The 17,595-nt window shown below is 37.3% G+C and carries 21 protein-coding genes; 20 read left to right on the forward strand and 1 reads right to left on the reverse strand.

The genetic code is table 11. From position 1 onward, the window contains the following. Window positions 1–23 precede the first annotated feature (23 nt). The 9 genes from GFU89_RS09560 to GFU89_RS09600 all read left to right on the forward strand — a co-directional run bounded on the left by GFU89_RS09560 (window position 24) and on the right by GFU89_RS09600 (window position 5,005). Window positions 24–662 carry a leucine-rich repeat domain-containing protein gene (locus tag GFU89_RS09560; RefSeq protein WP_318846912.1) on the forward strand — a complete coding sequence of 213 codons (639 nt, stop codon included), beginning with the start codon at window positions 24–26 and terminating at the stop codon, window positions 660–662. A 12-nt stretch (window positions 663–674) separates the two neighbouring features. Further along, entirely contained in the window at window positions 675–1,199 is a 525-nt protein-coding gene (locus GFU89_RS09565; RefSeq protein ID WP_318846913.1) for a GNAT family N-acetyltransferase, read from the forward strand. A gap of 36 nt (window positions 1,200–1,235) precedes the next feature. Further along, entirely contained in the window at window positions 1,236–1,760 is a 525-nt protein-coding gene (locus GFU89_RS09570) for a GNAT family N-acetyltransferase (RefSeq protein ID WP_318846914.1), read from the forward strand. A 2-nt stretch (window positions 1,761–1,762) separates the two neighbouring features. Beyond that, window positions 1,763–2,296, forward strand: a complete 534-nt coding sequence (locus GFU89_RS09575; protein WP_318846915.1) for an N-acetyltransferase — start codon at window positions 1,763–1,765, stop codon at window positions 2,294–2,296. A gap of 12 nt (window positions 2,297–2,308) precedes the next feature. Beyond that, window positions 2,309–3,103: an NAD(+) synthase gene (nadE, locus tag GFU89_RS09580; protein ID WP_318846916.1), complete on the forward strand. Its 795-nt coding sequence runs from the start codon at window positions 2,309–2,311 to the stop codon at window positions 3,101–3,103. 13 nt (window positions 3,104–3,116) lie between these two features. Further along, window positions 3,117–3,629, forward strand: coding sequence for a ribonuclease domain-containing protein (locus GFU89_RS09585; RefSeq protein WP_318847167.1), 513 nt, complete (start codon window positions 3,117–3,119; stop codon window positions 3,627–3,629). A 63-nt stretch (window positions 3,630–3,692) separates the two neighbouring features. Then, a complete protein-coding gene (locus GFU89_RS09590; protein WP_318846917.1) occupies window positions 3,693–4,001 on the forward strand; it encodes a GIY-YIG nuclease family protein in 309 nt (102 codons plus the stop codon). A 72-nt stretch (window positions 4,002–4,073) separates the two neighbouring features. Next, window positions 4,074–4,697: a Zn-dependent protease gene (locus GFU89_RS09595; RefSeq protein WP_318846918.1), complete on the forward strand. Its 624-nt coding sequence runs from the start codon at window positions 4,074–4,076 to the stop codon at window positions 4,695–4,697. Continuing rightward, on the forward strand, window positions 4,694–5,005 hold the full coding sequence (locus tag GFU89_RS09600) for a barstar family protein (protein WP_318846919.1): 312 nt from the start codon (window positions 4,694–4,696) through the stop codon (window positions 5,003–5,005). Before GFU89_RS09595 ends, GFU89_RS09600 begins: the two co-directional genes overlap by 4 nt. A gap of 115 nt (window positions 5,006–5,120) precedes the next feature. Here the strand turns inward: GFU89_RS09600 and GFU89_RS09605 are convergent, their stop codons facing one another. Next, window positions 5,121–5,603, reverse strand: coding sequence for a cytidine deaminase (locus GFU89_RS09605; protein ID WP_318846920.1), 483 nt, complete (start codon window positions 5,601–5,603; stop codon window positions 5,121–5,123). Window positions 5,604–5,702: 99 nt separating this feature from the next. Between GFU89_RS09605 and namA the strand changes: the two genes are divergently transcribed. From namA to GFU89_RS09660, 11 genes are all read left to right on the forward strand, one after another. Then, window positions 5,703–6,755, forward strand: a complete 1,053-nt coding sequence (gene namA, locus GFU89_RS09610) for an NADPH dehydrogenase NamA (RefSeq protein WP_318846921.1) — start codon at window positions 5,703–5,705, stop codon at window positions 6,753–6,755. A gap of 28 nt (window positions 6,756–6,783) precedes the next feature. Further along, window positions 6,784–7,062 (forward strand): DUF2752 domain-containing protein, encoded by a 279-nt coding sequence (locus GFU89_RS09615; RefSeq protein WP_318846922.1) that lies wholly within the window; start codon window positions 6,784–6,786, stop codon window positions 7,060–7,062. Between the two features lie 288 nt (window positions 7,063–7,350). After that, window positions 7,351–7,755: a type VI secretion system tube protein TssD gene (gene tssD / locus GFU89_RS09620; RefSeq protein WP_142718533.1), complete on the forward strand. Its 405-nt coding sequence runs from the start codon at window positions 7,351–7,353 to the stop codon at window positions 7,753–7,755. 149 nt (window positions 7,756–7,904) lie between these two features. Then, window positions 7,905–9,836 (forward strand): type VI secretion system Vgr family protein, encoded by a 1,932-nt coding sequence (locus GFU89_RS09625; protein WP_318846923.1) that lies wholly within the window; start codon window positions 7,905–7,907, stop codon window positions 9,834–9,836. Window position 9,837: 1 nt separating this feature from the next. Beyond that, on the forward strand, window positions 9,838–10,008 hold the full coding sequence (locus tag GFU89_RS09630) for a hypothetical protein (RefSeq protein ID WP_156106421.1): 171 nt from the start codon (window positions 9,838–9,840) through the stop codon (window positions 10,006–10,008). Window positions 10,009–10,072: 64 nt separating this feature from the next. Next, window positions 10,073–11,050 carry a DUF2931 family protein gene (locus GFU89_RS09635; RefSeq protein ID WP_318846924.1) on the forward strand — a complete coding sequence of 326 codons (978 nt, stop codon included), beginning with the start codon at window positions 10,073–10,075 and terminating at the stop codon, window positions 11,048–11,050. 31 nt (window positions 11,051–11,081) lie between these two features. Continuing rightward, the gene (locus GFU89_RS09640) at window positions 11,082–12,497 is read left to right on the forward strand and encodes a DUF2235 domain-containing protein (protein WP_318846925.1); all 1,416 of its coding nucleotides are present in this window, start codon (window positions 11,082–11,084) and stop codon (window positions 12,495–12,497) included. A 40-nt stretch (window positions 12,498–12,537) separates the two neighbouring features. After that, complete coding sequence (locus GFU89_RS09645) at window positions 12,538–13,581, forward strand: hypothetical protein (RefSeq protein WP_318846926.1); 1,044 nt, start codon at window positions 12,538–12,540, stop codon at window positions 13,579–13,581. Between the two features lie 29 nt (window positions 13,582–13,610). Next, window positions 13,611–14,099 carry a DUF4280 domain-containing protein gene (locus GFU89_RS09650; protein WP_047387258.1) on the forward strand — a complete coding sequence of 163 codons (489 nt, stop codon included), beginning with the start codon at window positions 13,611–13,613 and terminating at the stop codon, window positions 14,097–14,099. Window positions 14,100–14,110: 11 nt separating this feature from the next. Then, a complete protein-coding gene (locus tag GFU89_RS09655) occupies window positions 14,111–16,771 on the forward strand; it encodes an OmpA family protein (protein ID WP_318846927.1) in 2,661 nt (886 codons plus the stop codon). Between the two features lie 8 nt (window positions 16,772–16,779). Continuing rightward, the gene (locus GFU89_RS09660) at window positions 16,780–17,595 is read left to right on the forward strand and encodes a hypothetical protein (protein WP_318846928.1); all 816 of its coding nucleotides are present in this window, start codon (window positions 16,780–16,782) and stop codon (window positions 17,593–17,595) included.

Raw genomic sequence — 17,595 nt, forward strand, 5'->3', positions numbered from 1 at the left:
AATAAGGATTAAATAGACAATTTATGATGAAAATTAAAATAATTACAACCCTTTGCTTTATTTGTGGACTTTCTTTTTTCTATGGACAAAAGCTTGAATTTAAAGATAGAAACTTTGAAAAAGCAGTACTCGAAAATTTTGACCTGAATAAAAACGGAATACTTGAACCTCTTGAAGCGGGAACGGTTACAAATTTATTTCTTGTTCAGAAAGGAATTACTTCCACTGAAGATCTGCACCTGTTTAAAAATATAAAAATGATTATTCTGGATGATAATATGATCCCGAATATTGCAATAAACCATCTGGATCAACTGGAATTGTTTTCCTGCACAGGATGCAAAATTTCGTCATTCAAAGCAGAAAACTTAAAAAACTTAAGTTCTTTATATCTGGATAATAATCTGTTGGAAGGCATTTCGCTGAAAGGAATTCCAAAAATTGACCAATTAACATTATCTTTAAATCAATTAAAAACAATTGACTTGACTGAGTTTAAAACAGTAAGAAAATTGAATCTGGAACATAATAAGCTTCAAAAAATTGATATTTCCGGGAATCCAGCTTTGCAAACCCTGAATATAATGGGAAATAAGATAAAAGAAACGGATATCAAAAAAGGGATAAAAACAGATGTCACCATTTTTGGAGTGGGAGAATAAAAACTAATGATTATGAAAATAGAAACAAAACGACTGATTTTAAGAAAGCTTGAAGATACAGATGTCGAACGTATCTTTCTTTTAGATTCTAACCCTGAAGTGATGAAATATATCGGAGTACCGGTATTGACGGATATCAATGAATCCAGAAATGTCATCAGCATGATTCAGAAACAGTATGAGGAAAATGGAGTAGGAAGACTTGGAGTGGTGGAAAAAGAAAGCGGACAGCTTATAGGATGGAGCGGGTTAAAATTATTGACCCACGAAACGAATGGTTATCAGAATGTTTTAGAACTGGGATATCGTTTCTTACCGGAATCATGGGGGAAAGGATATGCTGTGGAAGCAGGAATAGCTTCTCTTGATTATGGTTTTAATGACCTTAATGCAGAGGTTATTTACGCCTATGCTCATTCAGAGCATGAGGTTTCCAATCATATTTTAAGAAAATTAGGATTTGAAAAAACCAGTGAGTTTGAAGAACCTGACGGTATTTGCTTTTGGTATGAGCTGAAACGTGAAAAATTTATTTAATAGCCGTAAATTAACTTAGAACAGAAAATAAAACCAATGATACTGGAAACTGAAAGACTTATTTTAAGAAAACTTGAAGATACGGATTTTGAAAGATTGTTCCTGATGGATTCTGATCCCGAAGTGATGGAATATTTAGAAACTCCTGCAGTAACGGTTGAAGATTCAAAAAAGATGATCGGGATAATTCAGAAGCAATACGAGGAAAATGGAGTGGGAAGGCTGGCCGTTATTGAAAAAGAAAGCGGTTTGATGATAGGATGGAGTGGTTTAAAGCTTCTGAGACAACCTGTCAATGGATTTGTCAATACATTAGATTTGGGCTATCGTTTCATTCCTGAATTTTGGGGGAAAGGATATGCCTGGGAAGCGGCAAAAGCTTCTTTGAATTATGGTTTCAGAACATTAAATGCTGAGACTATTTATGCTTATGCTAATACCGGAAATACCGGTTCCAATCATATTTTAAAAAGACTGGGCTTTGATAATAAAGGCGAGTTTGAAGACTCTGATACAAAATGTTTCTGGTACGAACTGAAACATGAACAATATATTGAATAGAAATGATAACAATAAGAAAAGAAGAAGAAAAAGATCATCAACAGGTCTTTCAACTTACAGAAGAAGCATTCAAAGAGATGGAACATAGTGATCATCAGGAACAGTTTCTGGTTGAAAAACTAAGACAATCTGAAGCTTTTATTCCGGAATTATCCCTGGTTGCTGAAAATGAAGATGGAAGAATTGCAGGCCATATCCTGTTTACAAAATTAAAAATTGTCAATGGTACAGAATCCTTTGAATCCCTTGCGTTAGCTCCGGTTTCCGTAAAACCTGAATTTCAGAATCAGGGACTTGGAGGAAAACTGATTGCCGAAGGACACCGTATTGCCGAAGAACTTGGATACCAATCGGTGATTCTTATCGGACATGAAAATTATTATCCACGCTTTGGTTACAAAAAAACGAGTAATTTTGGAATCTCTTTTCCATTCGATATTCCGGAAGAAAACGGAATGGCTGTAGAATTGGTAAAAGACGGATTGAAAGATAAAAAAGGGATGGTGAAATATCCTAAAGAATTTGGAATAGACTAAAAAAAATAAACGATGCAGACACAAAAAGTGATAGATCATATTGTAAGTTGGTTAAAAGATTATGCTACAAAAGCAAAAGTGAACGGATATGTAATTGGAGTTTCAGGAGGAGTAGATTCCGGAGTTGTTTCTACATTAGCAGCAATGACAGGCCTGAAAACATTACTGATCGAAATGCCGATTCGTCAGAAAGCAGATCAGGTAGACCGTGCACAGGATCATATGAATGACCTTAAATCGAGATTCCCAAATGTAGAAACAATGTCTGTAGATCTTACTCCTGCGTTTGAGGAACTGTACAAAACTTTTGATGTAAAAGATGATCTGTATCCTAACGAAAAATTGGCTTTTGCCAATACAAGATCCCGTTTGAGAATGCTTACTCTATATTATTATGGGCAGCTGAATGGACTTCTGGTATGTGGAACAGGAAATAAAGTGGAAGATTTCGGAATCGGGTTTTATACAAAATATGGAGATGGAGGAGTAGACGTTTCTCCCATTGCTGATCTTTATAAAACCGAAGTATATAAACTTGCTAAAGGGTTAAACCTGATCAAAAGTATTCAGGAAGCTATTCCTACAGATGGACTTTGGGATGTGGACCGAACAGATGAGCAGCAAATCGGTGCAACATATCCTGAACTGGAAAAAATTCAAAAAGAATACGGAACAAAAACAGCCGATGACTATGAAGGAAGAGATAAAGAAGTTTTCCAGATCTTCGACAGAATGCATAAAGCAGCCAAACATAAAATAGATCCTATTCCGGTTTGTGATATTCCTGAAGAATGGAGAAGTGAATAAATAAAAAGTTATGATGAACAGCAAAATAAGATCCGTATTTTTTATATGCCTGGGGCTTCTTTTCGGAATGTCTGTAATGTATATTTACAACAATTTTATTGCAGATAAAAAAAGTCAGCCAGATCCGGTAAAAAAGGAAACTGTAAATTATGGCAGTACTTCTTCGGAAAATCAGTACAATGCTTCATCTACTCAGGTTTCCATTGACCAGCTGACTGAAGAAAAGACGGTGATCAGCTATGTGAAACAGAATCATAAGCTGCCGGATTATTATATCACTAAAAATGAAGCAAGAAAACAGGGATGGAACCCTTCCAAAGGAAACCTCTGTGATGTACTTCCCGGAAAAGCTATTGGCGGTGATAAATTCGGAAACAGAGAAGGACGTTTGCCGGATGGAGATAAATACTTTGAAGCAGATGTAAACTATCATTGTGGCGGAAGAAATGCTGATCGCATCATTTACACTCAGAATGGAGAAGTATACCTTACCAAGAATCATTATAAAAGCTTTGAAAAACAATAGTTACAGATAACAGATAGTCATTGCGAGGAACGCAGTGACGAAGCAATCTTTAAAAAATCACAGGTGAAAGCAGGTTGTGTTTATATCATGACGAATAAGAATCATACAACTCTTTATACAGGAGTTACTTCAAATCTGCCTAAACGTGTTCAGCAGCATAAAGAATCATATTATTCTCAAAGTTTTACCTCAAGATATAATTTGTACTTACTTGTGTATTGGGAATCCTTTCAGGAAATAGGTGATGCTATATTTAGGGAAAAACAAATAAAAGCAGGCTCAAGACAAAAGAAACTGGATTTAATTAATAATATAAATCCTGATTGGAAAGACCTTACAGATGATATTGAAAATATTATGGATGTTTTCTGAGATTGCTTTGTCGCAGAGCTCCTCGCAATGACTAATGTATAATTTGCATTTAGATAGTTATAAATATTAATTTTGAAAAATATTAGATTTCTTTACCTTTTAATTGTGTTGCTTCTGACATACTCATGCTCGGAAAAGAAAGATATAGTAAAAGAAAAAGTAGAAAAGCCAGCCGTCACCATACTCATACAGCCGTTTACAGATATTAAACCGGAAACTGTAGCAAAAGTAGCTGAAGGGATAAAAAATGTATATCCGAATGTAAAAGTTCTGGATCCTATAGACTTTCCGGAAAATACATATTATAAAGAGAGAAACCGGTATAGAGCAGATTCAATCATTAAATTCTTACATAAGGAAACAAAAGAGGGTTTTGTTACAATTGGTTTGACCTCAAAGGATATCAGTGCCACCAGAGGAAAGATAAAAGACTTCGGAATCATGGGATTGGGCTATAGACCAGGAAAGGCTTGTGTAGCTTCAAAGTTCAGGCTGAGTAAAGAAAATTCAGATGAACAGTTTTATAAAATAGCCATTCATGAGCTTGGGCATACACAAGGGCTGCCACATTGCCCTGAAAAAATGTGTTTTATGAGAGATGCAGAAGGCAAAAATCCTACCAATGAAGAAACAGATTTCTGCAAAAAATGCAAAACTTTTTTAATCAATAAAAATTGGAAATTTAGTTCAATATGAAGACAGTATATATAGATTTTACAGACATAGGTGACTATGAAGATTTTTACGCTCAGCTAAAGGAAAAAATTCAGCTTCCTGAACATTTTGGCGATAATCTTGATGCACTTTTTGATACCATCACCGGAGATATGGAAATGCCATTCCACCTGGAATTCGTAAACCTGACCGTAGATCAGCTGGAGATTTTCGAAGATCTGCTGACCACTCTTGAAGATGCCGAAGAAGAAGTAGAGGACTTTAGCTTTAGCTACTATCTTGAGCAGTATGAAGACGATGAGGATGTAGAATCGGAAGACGAAGAATAAAAAAACAAGGCTGTTTCAAATGACGAGACAGCTTTTTTTATGCTGAAATATGCAGAATGTTGTTATTACACCATGTCAAGGTTTTAAACCTTGACATGGTGTAGGAAATTCTTTATTATAAGAATGAAGAATCAAAATAAAAAGGCAGCAGGTCCTTCACCGCACGCACTTTTACAACCTCTTCGTTCATGCTTGAGAAATAAAGGTCTATATCCTCATGCTGTTTGGTTTCATACTCTATCAGACTCTGACGGCATGCTCCACAAGGTGGAATTGGTGGGTTCTTTTCATGAAATTCTTTAGGACCTCCTACAACGAAGATCTTTTTTATTTTCACATTCGGAAAGTTGGCGGCCACCCAAAAAAGAGTAGTTCTTTCTGCACAGAGTCCTGATGGGTAGGCAGCATTTTCCTGGTTATTCCCGGAGTAGATTTCTCCATTTTCCAATAATACGGAGCATCCTACCAGAAACTGGGAATAAGGTGCATAAGCATTCTCACGAGCCTCTTTGGCTCTTTCAAATAATTTATTTTCGATATCACTCAGTTCACTGCTATTTTTAAAATATTCGTAACTGATCTGTATGTCTTTTTTCATATATTGTAGACTAAAAAAGGGGGGTAAAATTAGTTCTTTTTAATGAGGTAGGCAATATTTTATTCTTCCGTAAGAAGTTCAATTTTTTAAAAGAATAAAATGTTATATACACCGATAAAATTCAGGAATGTAGAGTTAAAAAACAGATGGGTAATGTCTCCCATGTGTATGTATTCATGTGAAAACGGAGAAGCTAATGACTTTCATTTTGTACACTACGGAAGCAGATCACAAGGCGGTACAGGTCTGCTGATTGTGGAAGCTACCGGAGTAGTACCAGAAGGAAGAATCACCAATCACTGCATGGGAATCTGGAATGATGAACAGGCAGGGAAATTACAAAGAATTGTAGAATTTGTTCATAAAAATTCCGATAGTAAAATAGGAATCCAGCTGGCTCATGCCGGAAGAAAAGGATCAACATGGAATAACCTGCAGATTTCTATTGAAGAAGGCTGGGAAACCGTTGCCCCAAGTCCTATTCCATATCACCCAACAGAAAGAATTCCGCACGTATTGAGTACCGATGAGGTAAAAGAACTGGTTCAGGACTTTAGAAAAGCGGCCAGACGAGCAGTGAAAGCTGGTTTTGATAGTATTGAAATTCACGGAGCACACGGATATCTGATTCATCAGTTTCTATCACCACTTTCCAATATCAGAACAGACGAATACGGAGGAAGTTTTGAAAACAGAATCAGATTTCTGATCGAGATAGTAGATGCTGTTAATGAAGAGTTAAATGAAAATATAGCTCTTTTCGTAAGAATTTCCGGGACCGAATATGCAGAGAACGGCTGGGATATTCAAAGCAGTGTAGAATTGGCGAAAATTTTAAAAGAACACGCTGTGGACCTTGTTGATGTATCCAGCGGAGGAAATATTCATGGGGCGAAAATTTCGGTTTTCGATGGCTATCAGGTTCCTTTTTCATCACAGGTGAGAAATGAAGCTGGTGTAAAGACAGGAGCTGTGGGCTTGATAACCAAACTGGAGCAGGCTGAGGAAATTCTTCAGAAAGGCGATGCAGACCTTATCCTTGTAGCAAGAGAGATTCTTAGAAATCCATATATTGCCATTCAGGGATCTTTTGAAATGAAGGAAGACTGCTTTTTCCCCCATCAGTATACCAGAGCTAAAATTTCCTCTTAGGTAATGGGAAACTCATAAAAACTCAGAAATGGATATTGAAGATTTCATGCTTACCTGCCCCAGTAAAAAATTCCTTGGGGTAGAATGTCTGGGATGCGGAGCTCAGAGAGCAATTGTACTCGTATTTGAAGGGAAGTTTTCTGAAGCTTTTCAAATGTATCCTGCCGTATATACTTTATTATTGTTTTTTTTTACCCTTGGCCTGAGCTTTATTGATAAAAAAAGAAAATACAGCAATATTTTAATGGGAATGGTCATTATTAACCTTATTATTATGGTAATAGGTTACGGGTATAAGCATTATTAATTTCACAAAAAAGAATGCTAGGACTTGATATTGAGTAAAATGTATATGTTGGTTTTCTGTCGTAAGTGGGTTTAGAAGGGTTTTGTAGGAAATTTTCAATGCAAAATAAAATAATTTAGTTTAAAATTCTAAAATTGATTTTTAATTCGAAATTTTGATAAATGTCGTAGAACTACTACAATTTATGAAACTGTTATCCAAAAACTTTTTAAATTAGAACATGAAGTCTATCTTTGTTATATAAATCCTATATCAGGGAAGAGTTGTTAATGATTAAAATTTAAGAATATGGCAGGAAATTCAAGAGGAATCTTAAAATTCAATGGAGGAGAAGGTCAGAAGTTATTAAAGCTTAACTATAGCGTATCAAGATCTACAGACATTTCAGGACGTGTAGCATCTGATCCGTCAAACGCATTAATTAAAGTAACCATTGAAGCAACAGAAAAATCTGATGTTTTAGAAAGTTTACTGAACAGCAAATATAAGCCTACAAGCGGAGAAATAAACTTTAATAAATCTCACGAAGAAGGAACATTGATCTCTTTGAAATGGGAAAATGGATATGTTATCCAGCATGAAGTAGACTTTGATGCAGTGGACAGCAACAATATGCTGATCAGCTTTGTAGTAAGTGCTGAAAGCATTACATATGGAAACTCATCTTATGACGGACTTTGGCCAATGAGCTAGGTCTTTCATGAGTAAAAAATAAAAGACTGTCCTTAATAAGACGGTCTTTTTTTACCTTAGACTATATTCAGTAGGAACTTCTGTTTTTGTTTTTAAATTCCCGTCCCATTGAATAATCGTTTAGAAAACTAATCAAATCACTAAAAAATATGTCAAATACACCTGGAAAATCACAAGCGACGTCTTTTCGTCCCACGCAGAATGCAGATGGTATTTCCGAAAACCATCATACAGGTATCAACCGTTTGGTAAAGCTTTCTCTTGTTATAGAAGGGAAAATTATCAAGTATTATAAGCATTTTAAGCTTAAACAAAGTACCAGACGACATCACGAATTTACGCTTACGCTGGCACATGATACCCTGGGAGACAGGCAGACCCATTCATTGGAAGAAGCCAATAAGTTTCTTGGAAAAAGACTTACAGCTGTTATTTCTTATAAAGATATAGACAACAGCCCGGAAAGAACTTTTGTAGGAGTGATTACCGGAGTAGGATTCAGCCAGGAACAAATGAGCTTAGGAAATATTGTCCTTACCGGATATAGCCCAACCATTCTTCTTGACGGAGCGCCACATATCCAGAGCTTTGGAGGTGCGCAGTCTGTGAATGTAGGAATCATTGCAGAAGAAGTGATCAAACAGGGAATTGACAAAAGCCGTTTTGATATCAGGGTAGATGCCAATAATTTTTCTCAGATCATCTACAGCAGCCAGTATGATGAAACCCATTATAACTACCTGGCAAGAATGGCTGAAGCTTATGGTGAACAGTTCTACTATGACGGTGAAGTCTTACACTTCGGAAAACTTCCCGCTCAGAACAAGCCCATAACTCTTACGTACGGAAGCAGTGCCAATGATATAAAAGTGGAATTGAAAGCTGTACATACCAAGCCGCAATTCTATGGCTACAACAGCAATAAAAACGAAAGACTGACTTCCGGTTCAACACCCATCAAACATGTGGGCGATCTGGCGAAAACAGCATACAACCACAACGAGTCTATTTATAAAACTCCGGCTTTACAGATGGCTCCCATCAAAGCTACCACACACCTTGATGTTGAGTATTCTCAAAAAAGTGCATCAGGAAGTGAGGCTGTCAATGTTTTTTCCATTTCAGGAAATACAACAGTGCCTTTCCTGCATCCGGGATGTGTAGCAGATGTGCAGATGCGTAAACAGGATTCCAATGAAACCTCCTATTTTACAAGGATAATGATTACAGAAGCAGAACATGAAATTGACACCATAGGTCATTACAATGGAAGCTTCATAGGAATAGCGGCAGACACAGGATTTCTTCCAAAACCTGAATATACCCTTCCAAAAGCTGAACCGCAGACTGCCACCGTAATTTCCAATACAGATCCCGAAGGACAGGGAAGAATACAGGTGAGATTTGACTGGCAGACCAATGATACTACTCATTTTATCCGTATGATGAGTCCTGATGCAGGAGGAACAGATCAGATTACCCAAAACCGTGGTTATGTAGCCATTCCGGAAGTAGGAGATCAGGTGATGGTTAATTTTGTTCACAGTCATCCGGACAGACCTTTCGTAATGGGAGGAATGTTCCATGGAGGAATTGCTTTAGGAGGAGGAGTAAACAATCACCTTAAGTCAATTCAAACCAGAAGCGGGATCAGGATTTTGATGAATGATGAAGAAGGAAGTGTAACCATCCTTGATCCAAGTGGAAATACATATTTCATGGACGGACAGGGCAATATCAGCATGAAAGCGCCTAAAAATTTTACTTTAAATGCAGGTGATAATATCAATATCACAGCTGGAAAAGAAATTTCGATAGGAGCGGGAGCAAGTATTACCAGTACGGCGAACGATAATATTATTTCTATCGCAGGAAAAGATATGAAACTTACGGCTTCGGGAGACATCACAGAAACTTCCGATACCAGAACCGAAATGATTGAAAAAGAATTCAAGAGACAATCTGAAACATCCAACGAAATAGCAGGTGAAATTTCTATGTTCAGCGAACTGGAAAATATGACCATGCAGAGTGGAAAGATCGTAGAATTCAATAGTGCTGAAAAATCTAAACTTTTCTGATATGGCCATCATAAAGACAGCAACCAATCTGCGCATTACAGTTAAAGATTCATATCATCTGAGCGTAGGGAAAAAGGTGGAAAAAATAGCGAAGAAAATCAATGTGGAAGCACACAGAGATAATCTGGTTTTAGCGAGTAACAAGAAGATTATGTCCCATGGTCATAAGTAAATATAACATACTGATTCTTTTTATAGTATGCTGTTTCTCATTAACGAATTGTCAGAATAAAAAAATGGAAGAAAAATACAATTGGCTGGGAACCGTTTCTGCCCCACAGGAATATCCGATGGAAGTGTATGAAGGAGCTATTGTGGCTGATGATTTCACTTACGGTTTTGATGCAATCTGGGGAACACAGAATACAGGATGGGGAAAAGAAGGAGGAACGATGAACGTCACCACCGAAAGGATGGATGCGCCTCATCAGCTGGAATTCACATGGTATTCTTTAGTAGAGAAAAAATTCTATACCGGAAAATGGAATCTGGATAAAGAAAAGATAAAAAAACTTTTTGATGAAGGATTTGTAGATCAGGATACGAAAAAGAAATCTACTTACAACTCCTTTGTTGTAGGATTAGCTCCACAGGGAAAAGTTGTCCTTTGGATGAAAGGAGCGGGAAACCAGAAAGAAATAGGAGCTTTTCAGGCTCATGATACCATTATTACCAAAGAAAAGGCATACGATAATGCTCAGTATATGCTGAAAGAAGGCTTTGCAGACAGAATGCTGAAAGATCCATCTTATAAGACATTCAAGCCGGAAGTACGTGAGAAAATTGAAAAAGAAGGATATCCTGCAGCTGACATCTATACCATATACAGAGAGAAATACAATTGGAAACCTTCAGTAGTTCTTCCGGAAGGAGCAACATGGATAGATTTTGGTTTTACCAATTATAACGGAGAACAGGAAAATCTTTTTGATCAGAGTTTAAAAGAGAATACTTATAAAAGCAGAGCCGTTCCTGGATTCTGCGGTTTTTACTGGAAAGATAAAAACAACAACAGATATGCGGTATGGATAGACTCTTTTGATGATAAAGAAATATTTGATTTATTTCAAAAATTAGGAAAAGACAAAAACATTGACCTTACCATTAAAGTGAATGAAGACAATACTAAAGTTTTAGTCTCCTTAGAATCTGAAAAAGAAAAACTGGCTGTTACCAAAGCAAAAATCAGAGTATCCCGAAAGATAGAATCATAGCATTCGATCAGTCAATTTAAAAACAAGAACTATGCACAACAATCAATTTGGAAGTTATACACCATCTGTATCCAAAGAGGAAGTACTGGATATTACCATTGGGATTTTTTTTGACGGAACCCTGAATAATAAGACCAATACAGACGAAAGAAAAAAAGGTACAGAAGCTCATAAAAAACATGGTGGAAAATCTTCAGACAATACCAGCTACAACAATGACTGGAGTAATGTAGCCCGTATGTGGGATAACTATGATAAAAACTTCGGCATTTATATAGAAGGTATTGGTACAGAAGACAAAGAAGGAGATGCTACGCTGGGATATGCTTTCGGAACCGGAGAAACCGGTATCAGATCGAAAGTAAGAAAAGGCTGTGAAGAAATTGTAAAAAAGGTAAAAACCATTAAAGGAGAAAAGAAAGCCGATAAAATAGCGGTTCTTACTTTTGATGTATTCGGATTTAGCCGTGGAGCCGCCGCCGCCCGTAATTTTGTATATGAAATAGGAAGAGCAAAATATAAAGCCACCTCACGTACAATTTCAAACGAAGCAGTCTCAGTGACAACCTATTCGGATGATGATGGTAAAAGTGTTGCTGGAGAAGAGCTTCCAAAATGGGGACATTTAGGCCTTAAACTCGAAGAAGCCGGAATAAAGATAGACGTTTTGAAAGTAAGATTTCTGGGGATTTACGATACCGTTTCTTCCTATTCAAAATACCTGTCGCCAGTACCCAATTTCAGCAATGACGTAGAAGAACTGAGCCTGAATGAAATAGGAGCTGCTCAAACTATAATTCATTTTACCGCAGAAGATGAACACAGGGAAAACTTTGACCTGACAAGTATACATATCGGAACTGAAAAAACATTCCCCGGAGTACACTGCGACGTAGGAGGAGCTTATGAAAACGGACAGGAAACATGGGAAGAAGTGGAAACTTCATGGACAACCAGTACCAAATTAAAAGCATTAAAAACAGAACTTGAAACCGAAGGATGGTATGACAAAGGTCAGCTTACTATTACGCCCGGATTCTACCTGTCACTAAGAGGAACACGCTATCTGCTGAAGACATACAGTTACATTCCTTTACATTTTATGGCAGAATATGCTGTAGATAAAAACCTTCCTATAACGGTAAAAAAGCTGACAGACGATAAATATTCTATTTTGGATGATCCGTTTTTAATAGGAATAAAAGACCGTCTCAGGTCTTATGTAATGGGGGATGGTAAACCTTACTCTTTCAAACATTTTAAAGCGCTGCGTGATGCTTATGGAGGAAACGAAATCCCGGAAGGCCGTCAGGCAGCTTACCAGAAAGAAGTAAAGGAACAGGACGATTTAAGAAAACTTCGTCATGAATACCTTCACTGGTCAGCAAGAAGAGAAGGTATTGGTATGGATCCGAGACCGAACAGAGAAAGGGTTATTCATTCATAATATCATATAAAGAAAGAAAAATTGAAGCAGGGACATTTTTATGCAGAAATATAACATACATACCGTTCAGAAAGATGAAACTTTAAAAAGTATAGCCTTGCTGTACGGGTTGGATAAAGATGCATTGAAACTCTTTCACAATAATCATTGCGCTGTTAAGGATATGATCCTGATCAACCTTAACGGGCAGAAAGAACTTTTTGTTCCCAGAACGGCAGTTGCAGATAAAACCAGTCTGGTAAAATTCGGAAGAGGAAACAGTCTTGTTTTCCAGCCAGAAACTTCGGTGCGGAAATACAGTGTTGTCATTACCATTGAAAAAGGAGGAAATAAAAGCGAATTAAAATATGAAACATCAGTTCGCTGGCTGAAAACGGAGAAAGGACACCATTTTTTTGAGATAGATAGGACATCAAACCTTTACCTCAATGAAGAAGAAGTCAATGAAATTGCAGATCTTCTGGCATACAGAACCTCTAAGATTTTATATCCTCTACAGATCAGTACAGATGAACAAGGGAAGTTTGAAGCAGTGGAAAATGCTGAGGTATTTATCAAAAGATGGCCGACTGTAAAAGAAGAATTGTATAAAGAATTTGATGGCGAAACCGTAGATGAATACTGTGGAAAGATTGAAAAAGTAATCAGTCAGCCTGAAGCAATAGATCTTTACCTTAGAAATGATTATTTCATCCGTGCTCTGTTCTTTGGGATATACCAACGTTTCGGACCGGATTATACAACAGAAATAATGACCACTTTTCCGGTAGTAGATAATGCGATTGAACCCAAATACAAGATAGCATTACAAACAGATCCGTTAAAAGGAGAAACAGGCCTGATCACTGTAGAAGGATCAGGAAAATTATATGAAGAAAGAGACATTGATGACTTTATAAGAAGATCACCTTTTTCATTGATTATAGAAGACGAACCTGTGATGAATGAAGAAGGAACTTTCAGAATAATAAGCTATATGAAAGGAGAAACGTCATTGCCGGAATCTCTTTATCTGGAATGCAGTATTATGCTGCAGGAAGAGAAAAAGATTTCAGTGTCAGTTTCAGGAATTGATGAAAACTAAATTACCATTTCACTAAAGATAAAATTAATATGGCAGAAAAACATATTGTAGTACAGGGCGCCATGTGCAAATGCCAGTTCGGACAGGTTCCGGACAAGCTTAAAGTACTTACACACCAAAAAGAATATGCCAATGATAAAAGCGCTTCCAAAAAACTGATCGTTACTACGAAAGAAATAGGGGCAGCCACATTTGAAAAAAATACATTCGGAAACTGTACCAAAATGGGAGTTCCGCCTCCACCCTGCAAGATCATGGTTACAGAATGGCAGAAGTTCTATGATAAAGTACAGCTCAGCAATGGCGGATATATCATTGTAGAAGACAGCAAAGCCGTATGTGCTATTGCCGGAACTCCTTGTATTGAGATTATAGACCACGGACAGAGAGCAGAAGCCAGCCAGCAGAACTTTAAAAATGCAGATAAAGACGTCCAGCAGCAGATCAATCCGTTGGTGGATTCCGAAGAAATGTATAACGAGCAGCCTTCAGGAGGAGGTCAGGATGGTGCAATCTAAATGATAAAAAAATGGCAAAAGGCGTAAAGAAAATAAAAGTTGTAAGTGGGCTTTATTACCCTAAAATGTCGGTATTAGGGCAAAGGGTTACCATAAAGCCGGATCAGTGGGTACAATTTGGGGTTGATGATTGGCTGCCGGGCACTACAGATGCAGACAAAAAGAAACCTCTTATCTGGATGAGGCAGAACAACAGCAGAAAAATTATTATCAATCAGGTATCCTCCGCAGGCGGTTACAAATTTTTAATGGATAAACAATACTGCGGAAGCTATCATTTTTATATTGAAGCAAGTCTTTCAGGAGTAAGAGATACTAAAAATAATACAGGATTGTATGTGAAAGGCTGGTGTGACCCCTTAATTGTAAGCAGCAAGTGGTCTACGCAAAAAAACAGCAAAAGCATCAAAAACAATAAAAAGACCGAGTTTATCTCCTACGGACATATTGTACACCTGAACCTGATGACAGAAGGTCTGAATGGAAATACAGTCAGTATTGAACTATGGAACCAGCAATCAGCAAAAAAAGATAAACTGGTACATACCTACAACAGTGTAGAGGTAATTGATGGTGAAATCAATCTGAAAATAGAAAATACATTTGCCTGGATGGCATATGTAGACAACATCCAGAATGTAGAAGAATTCTATGTTAAAGTAAAAGATACAGCGTCAAAACAATACATCAAAGATAAGCTGGGAGATGATCTTCATGCCATCTATCTGAATGTAAAAAATAAAATAGTTACCACCAATACCAACGGAGCCCAAAATCAGACACCAACCAAAGTATATAAGCCGGATGTAAGCTCTGTCAGACTGGAACCATGTAAATTTGAAGTCATCAAAATCACTGAAAATGAAACAAAGGACGGCCAGGCGAGCAATACGACCGTTAAAGTCTTTGACAACGGAAACGGTGTCAAACTGATAAAATCTGCTGCTTTACAGGAACAGATTCAGCGAACAATTTTTTATAAATTTGATTCTACGGTCATTGATAAAGATGGGGTTGCTATACTGAATAATGTTCTCAAATTCCTTCTCGAGCATAAAGATGCCACCATGAATCTCAGTGGCTATGCCTGCGTTATTGGAAAACAGAATTACAATAAAGGACTTTCCCAAAGAAGAGCCGATGTCGTAAAAAAGTTCTTTGCAGATGGAGGGCTGGATCCAAGAAGGATTATCTCGGTAGGAAAAGGAGAAGTAGATCCTACAGATGATAAAAAAGGTAGAGATAATGTGAAATACAAAAATGAGAAAGACTATGAAAACAACCGTAGAGTAGATATCTCATTTGTATTCAACGCTCATGATGCCCAAACGATAAGCTATGAAGTGGTGGCACCAAGCGTATCTACAAAGAAAAATCTGGTCATTGATATTACAGGTTTTCAAACCAATGAATGTTTCAGAGACAGTAAAGGAAAACATAAAAAGCAAACCTTGCTTGTAGACGTAGGTCAGGCAATAGATAAAGGAGATACCGTAAAAACATTTACCACACCTTCATTTAGTTATGGTGTATATTCAAACCTGTCCAGAGTCAGTGCTTTTCCAATAGAATATATCTGGCCTTCAGCCACCAACCCGAATCAGTTTCATTTACATGTTCACAGCTGCAGATATTTCAGCAATGAAAAAAGAACAACAGTACTGATCAAAGCTTATCCCGATATTAAATGGGAACTTGCTCTTGAGTTTTTGGTGAATGTTTCCAATTACAAAGCGGCCAATATGCCACCCGGATCTGTTTATGCAAAACACCAGGAAAAATCCAGACAGGCAGGATACAACAGAATGAGAATGAACGAAACCGGAAAAGTTCCGATTTCAATAGGAGTAGGATTATCCGCTGAATGGGATGCTGGGAGAGAAAAGAGAAGCTTTACCAACGAATTTGCAGATAAAATTAAACTGGTAGCAAGAATGATTGCCACCGCTGTAAATATTGTACAAAATGCAATCAATTATGCGCAAAGTGCAGCAAAAGAAACAGCAATACCAGTAGGTTTCAATGTCAGATATCCAAAATTTACAGTCGTAGGAAAATGGTATCTGGAAAGAGTGAATGAAAGAAATACACTCAGCGTAATTGGTGAAGTAGGCTTTGGATTTAAACCCCTGATCGGAGCTGAGGTGGTCATAGATATCCTGGGAGCTGCTATTGCGGCAGCCTCTTATGGAGCTACAGGAAACCCGGCCGCTGCGAGAATTATAAATAAATTCCGTGGAGGATTAGAAAAATTAGGTGCTTCGGTAACCTTTACAGCAACTTTCTATGGCGAACTGGAAATAATGGTAGATGCCCTGAAAATTGACAGTATCAATGGGATCAATATGCAGGGGAAAACCACCATTGGAGGAAAAATGGGAGCCACCATTGAACTCAGTGTAAGTGTCGAGATTGGGACCGTAAAAGGAACCAAATCAAAACCGATTATGACATTTAAAGCCGCTGCAAAAGCCGATTCTTACTTTGGAGGAGATATTGTACTGGATTCAGATTCCAAAGGATTATTCATACAGCCGATCCTGAAATTTTCAGGAGTAGTTCTTTCAGTAGAAATAGAAGGAGAAATTGGCTGGTGGAAAAGTAATTTTAAAGTAGAAGAAAAAGCAATAAAAGAAGAAACTTTCTACCTGGAAAAAAAATATTTAACTTAAATTGACGTATGCATAATTTAAAAAAACCATTATATTCTGTATATCCGAGACTGTACTGCTCAGGAACCATTTACGTAAATGATGTTCCTGTTATAGACTGGTACGGAGACGAAACAAAAGAAGGAGGATTCGGAGGTGATACAATGATTAATCAGGCATTGCTTCAGAGCGGGAAATATAAAGTGACCGGGAAAATGTATCCTCGTTTAGGAAAAAATATTCTGGATGAAGATGATATGATGTCCATCGATTTCTTCTGCGCAGAGCTTGAGAACTGGAAGGCTTCAAGATCTGCTTTTCATCCCAAAATAGAATCTCCGTGGGATGGACTGAGTGACAATATCAAATATCCTCATTTTGAAATCGCAGGCGAAATAGAAGTCGAGCTCCCCTTTGTGCTGGAAGGATGGCAGAACTCAGTAGACTTGAAAGACATCAAAAAAGAAGACCTTTTCAGCGATGTTTTTAAATATTATAAGCAGATCAGAACAGTACTGCAAAGTCATAATGCCGGAAAATACATGGAAATGTCACAGGACAAAATGAAACTGCAGGAACAGGCTTTATACTATACAGAAGAAAGAAAAAAAAGATTTTTAGAAAGTGCAGACCAATTATTTTCTCAAAACCTGGAAGTGGAAGAACTTCATGAATCAGATCTGCAGCTTGAGGTAATGGGATATGGAAAATTGGTAAGGCTCATGAGAAAAGACGGCTCACAGCCATTGCAGTTCAAAAGTCCCGATATTGAAAAACAAAGCAATATAGAAATGGAAGTGAAACTTCATATGAAAACAAAAGAAAAAGGCTTTAGTATTATTTAA

Source organism: Chryseobacterium sp. JV558, assembly GCF_033712365.1.
Taxonomy (GTDB): domain Bacteria; phylum Bacteroidota; class Bacteroidia; order Flavobacteriales; family Weeksellaceae; genus Chryseobacterium.

What these genes read in the sequence shown, in the direction of transcription:
- GFU89_RS09640 (WP_318846925.1), top strand. Translation starts at nt 11,082, where the DNA reads ATGCACAACAATCAATTTGGAAGTTATACACCATCTGTATCCAAAGAG.
- nadE (WP_318846916.1), top strand. Translation starts at nt 2,309, where the DNA reads ATGCAGACACAAAAAGTGATAGATCATATTGTAAGTTGGTTAAAAGAT.
- GFU89_RS09585 (WP_318847167.1), top strand. Translation starts at nt 3,117, where the DNA reads ATGAACAGCAAAATAAGATCCGTATTTTTTATATGCCTGGGGCTTCTT.
- namA (WP_318846921.1), top strand. Translation starts at nt 5,703, where the DNA reads ATGTTATATACACCGATAAAATTCAGGAATGTAGAGTTAAAAAACAGA.
- GFU89_RS09625 (WP_318846923.1), top strand. Translation starts at nt 7,905, where the DNA reads ATGTCAAATACACCTGGAAAATCACAAGCGACGTCTTTTCGTCCCACG.
- GFU89_RS09645 (WP_318846926.1), top strand. Translation starts at nt 12,538, where the DNA reads ATGCAGAAATATAACATACATACCGTTCAGAAAGATGAAACTTTAAAA.
- GFU89_RS09570 (WP_318846914.1), top strand. Translation starts at nt 1,236, where the DNA reads ATGATACTGGAAACTGAAAGACTTATTTTAAGAAAACTTGAAGATACG.
- GFU89_RS09560 (WP_318846912.1), top strand. Translation starts at nt 24, where the DNA reads ATGATGAAAATTAAAATAATTACAACCCTTTGCTTTATTTGTGGACTT.
- GFU89_RS09605 (WP_318846920.1), bottom strand. Translation starts at nt 5,603, where the DNA reads ATGAAAAAAGACATACAGATCAGTTACGAATATTTTAAAAATAGCAGT.
- GFU89_RS09565 (WP_318846913.1), top strand. Translation starts at nt 675, where the DNA reads ATGAAAATAGAAACAAAACGACTGATTTTAAGAAAGCTTGAAGATACA.
- GFU89_RS09660 (WP_318846928.1), top strand. Translation starts at nt 16,780, where the DNA reads ATGCATAATTTAAAAAAACCATTATATTCTGTATATCCGAGACTGTAC.
- GFU89_RS09600 (WP_318846919.1), top strand. Translation starts at nt 4,694, where the DNA reads ATGAAGACAGTATATATAGATTTTACAGACATAGGTGACTATGAAGAT.
- GFU89_RS09630 (WP_156106421.1), top strand. Translation starts at nt 9,838, where the DNA reads ATGGCCATCATAAAGACAGCAACCAATCTGCGCATTACAGTTAAAGAT.
- GFU89_RS09635 (WP_318846924.1), top strand. Translation starts at nt 10,073, where the DNA reads ATGGAAGAAAAATACAATTGGCTGGGAACCGTTTCTGCCCCACAGGAA.
- tssD (WP_142718533.1), top strand. Translation starts at nt 7,351, where the DNA reads ATGGCAGGAAATTCAAGAGGAATCTTAAAATTCAATGGAGGAGAAGGT.
- GFU89_RS09650 (WP_047387258.1), top strand. Translation starts at nt 13,611, where the DNA reads ATGGCAGAAAAACATATTGTAGTACAGGGCGCCATGTGCAAATGCCAG.
- GFU89_RS09615 (WP_318846922.1), top strand. Translation starts at nt 6,784, where the DNA reads ATGGATATTGAAGATTTCATGCTTACCTGCCCCAGTAAAAAATTCCTT.
- GFU89_RS09655 (WP_318846927.1), top strand. Translation starts at nt 14,111, where the DNA reads ATGGCAAAAGGCGTAAAGAAAATAAAAGTTGTAAGTGGGCTTTATTAC.
- GFU89_RS09575 (WP_318846915.1), top strand. Translation starts at nt 1,763, where the DNA reads ATGATAACAATAAGAAAAGAAGAAGAAAAAGATCATCAACAGGTCTTT.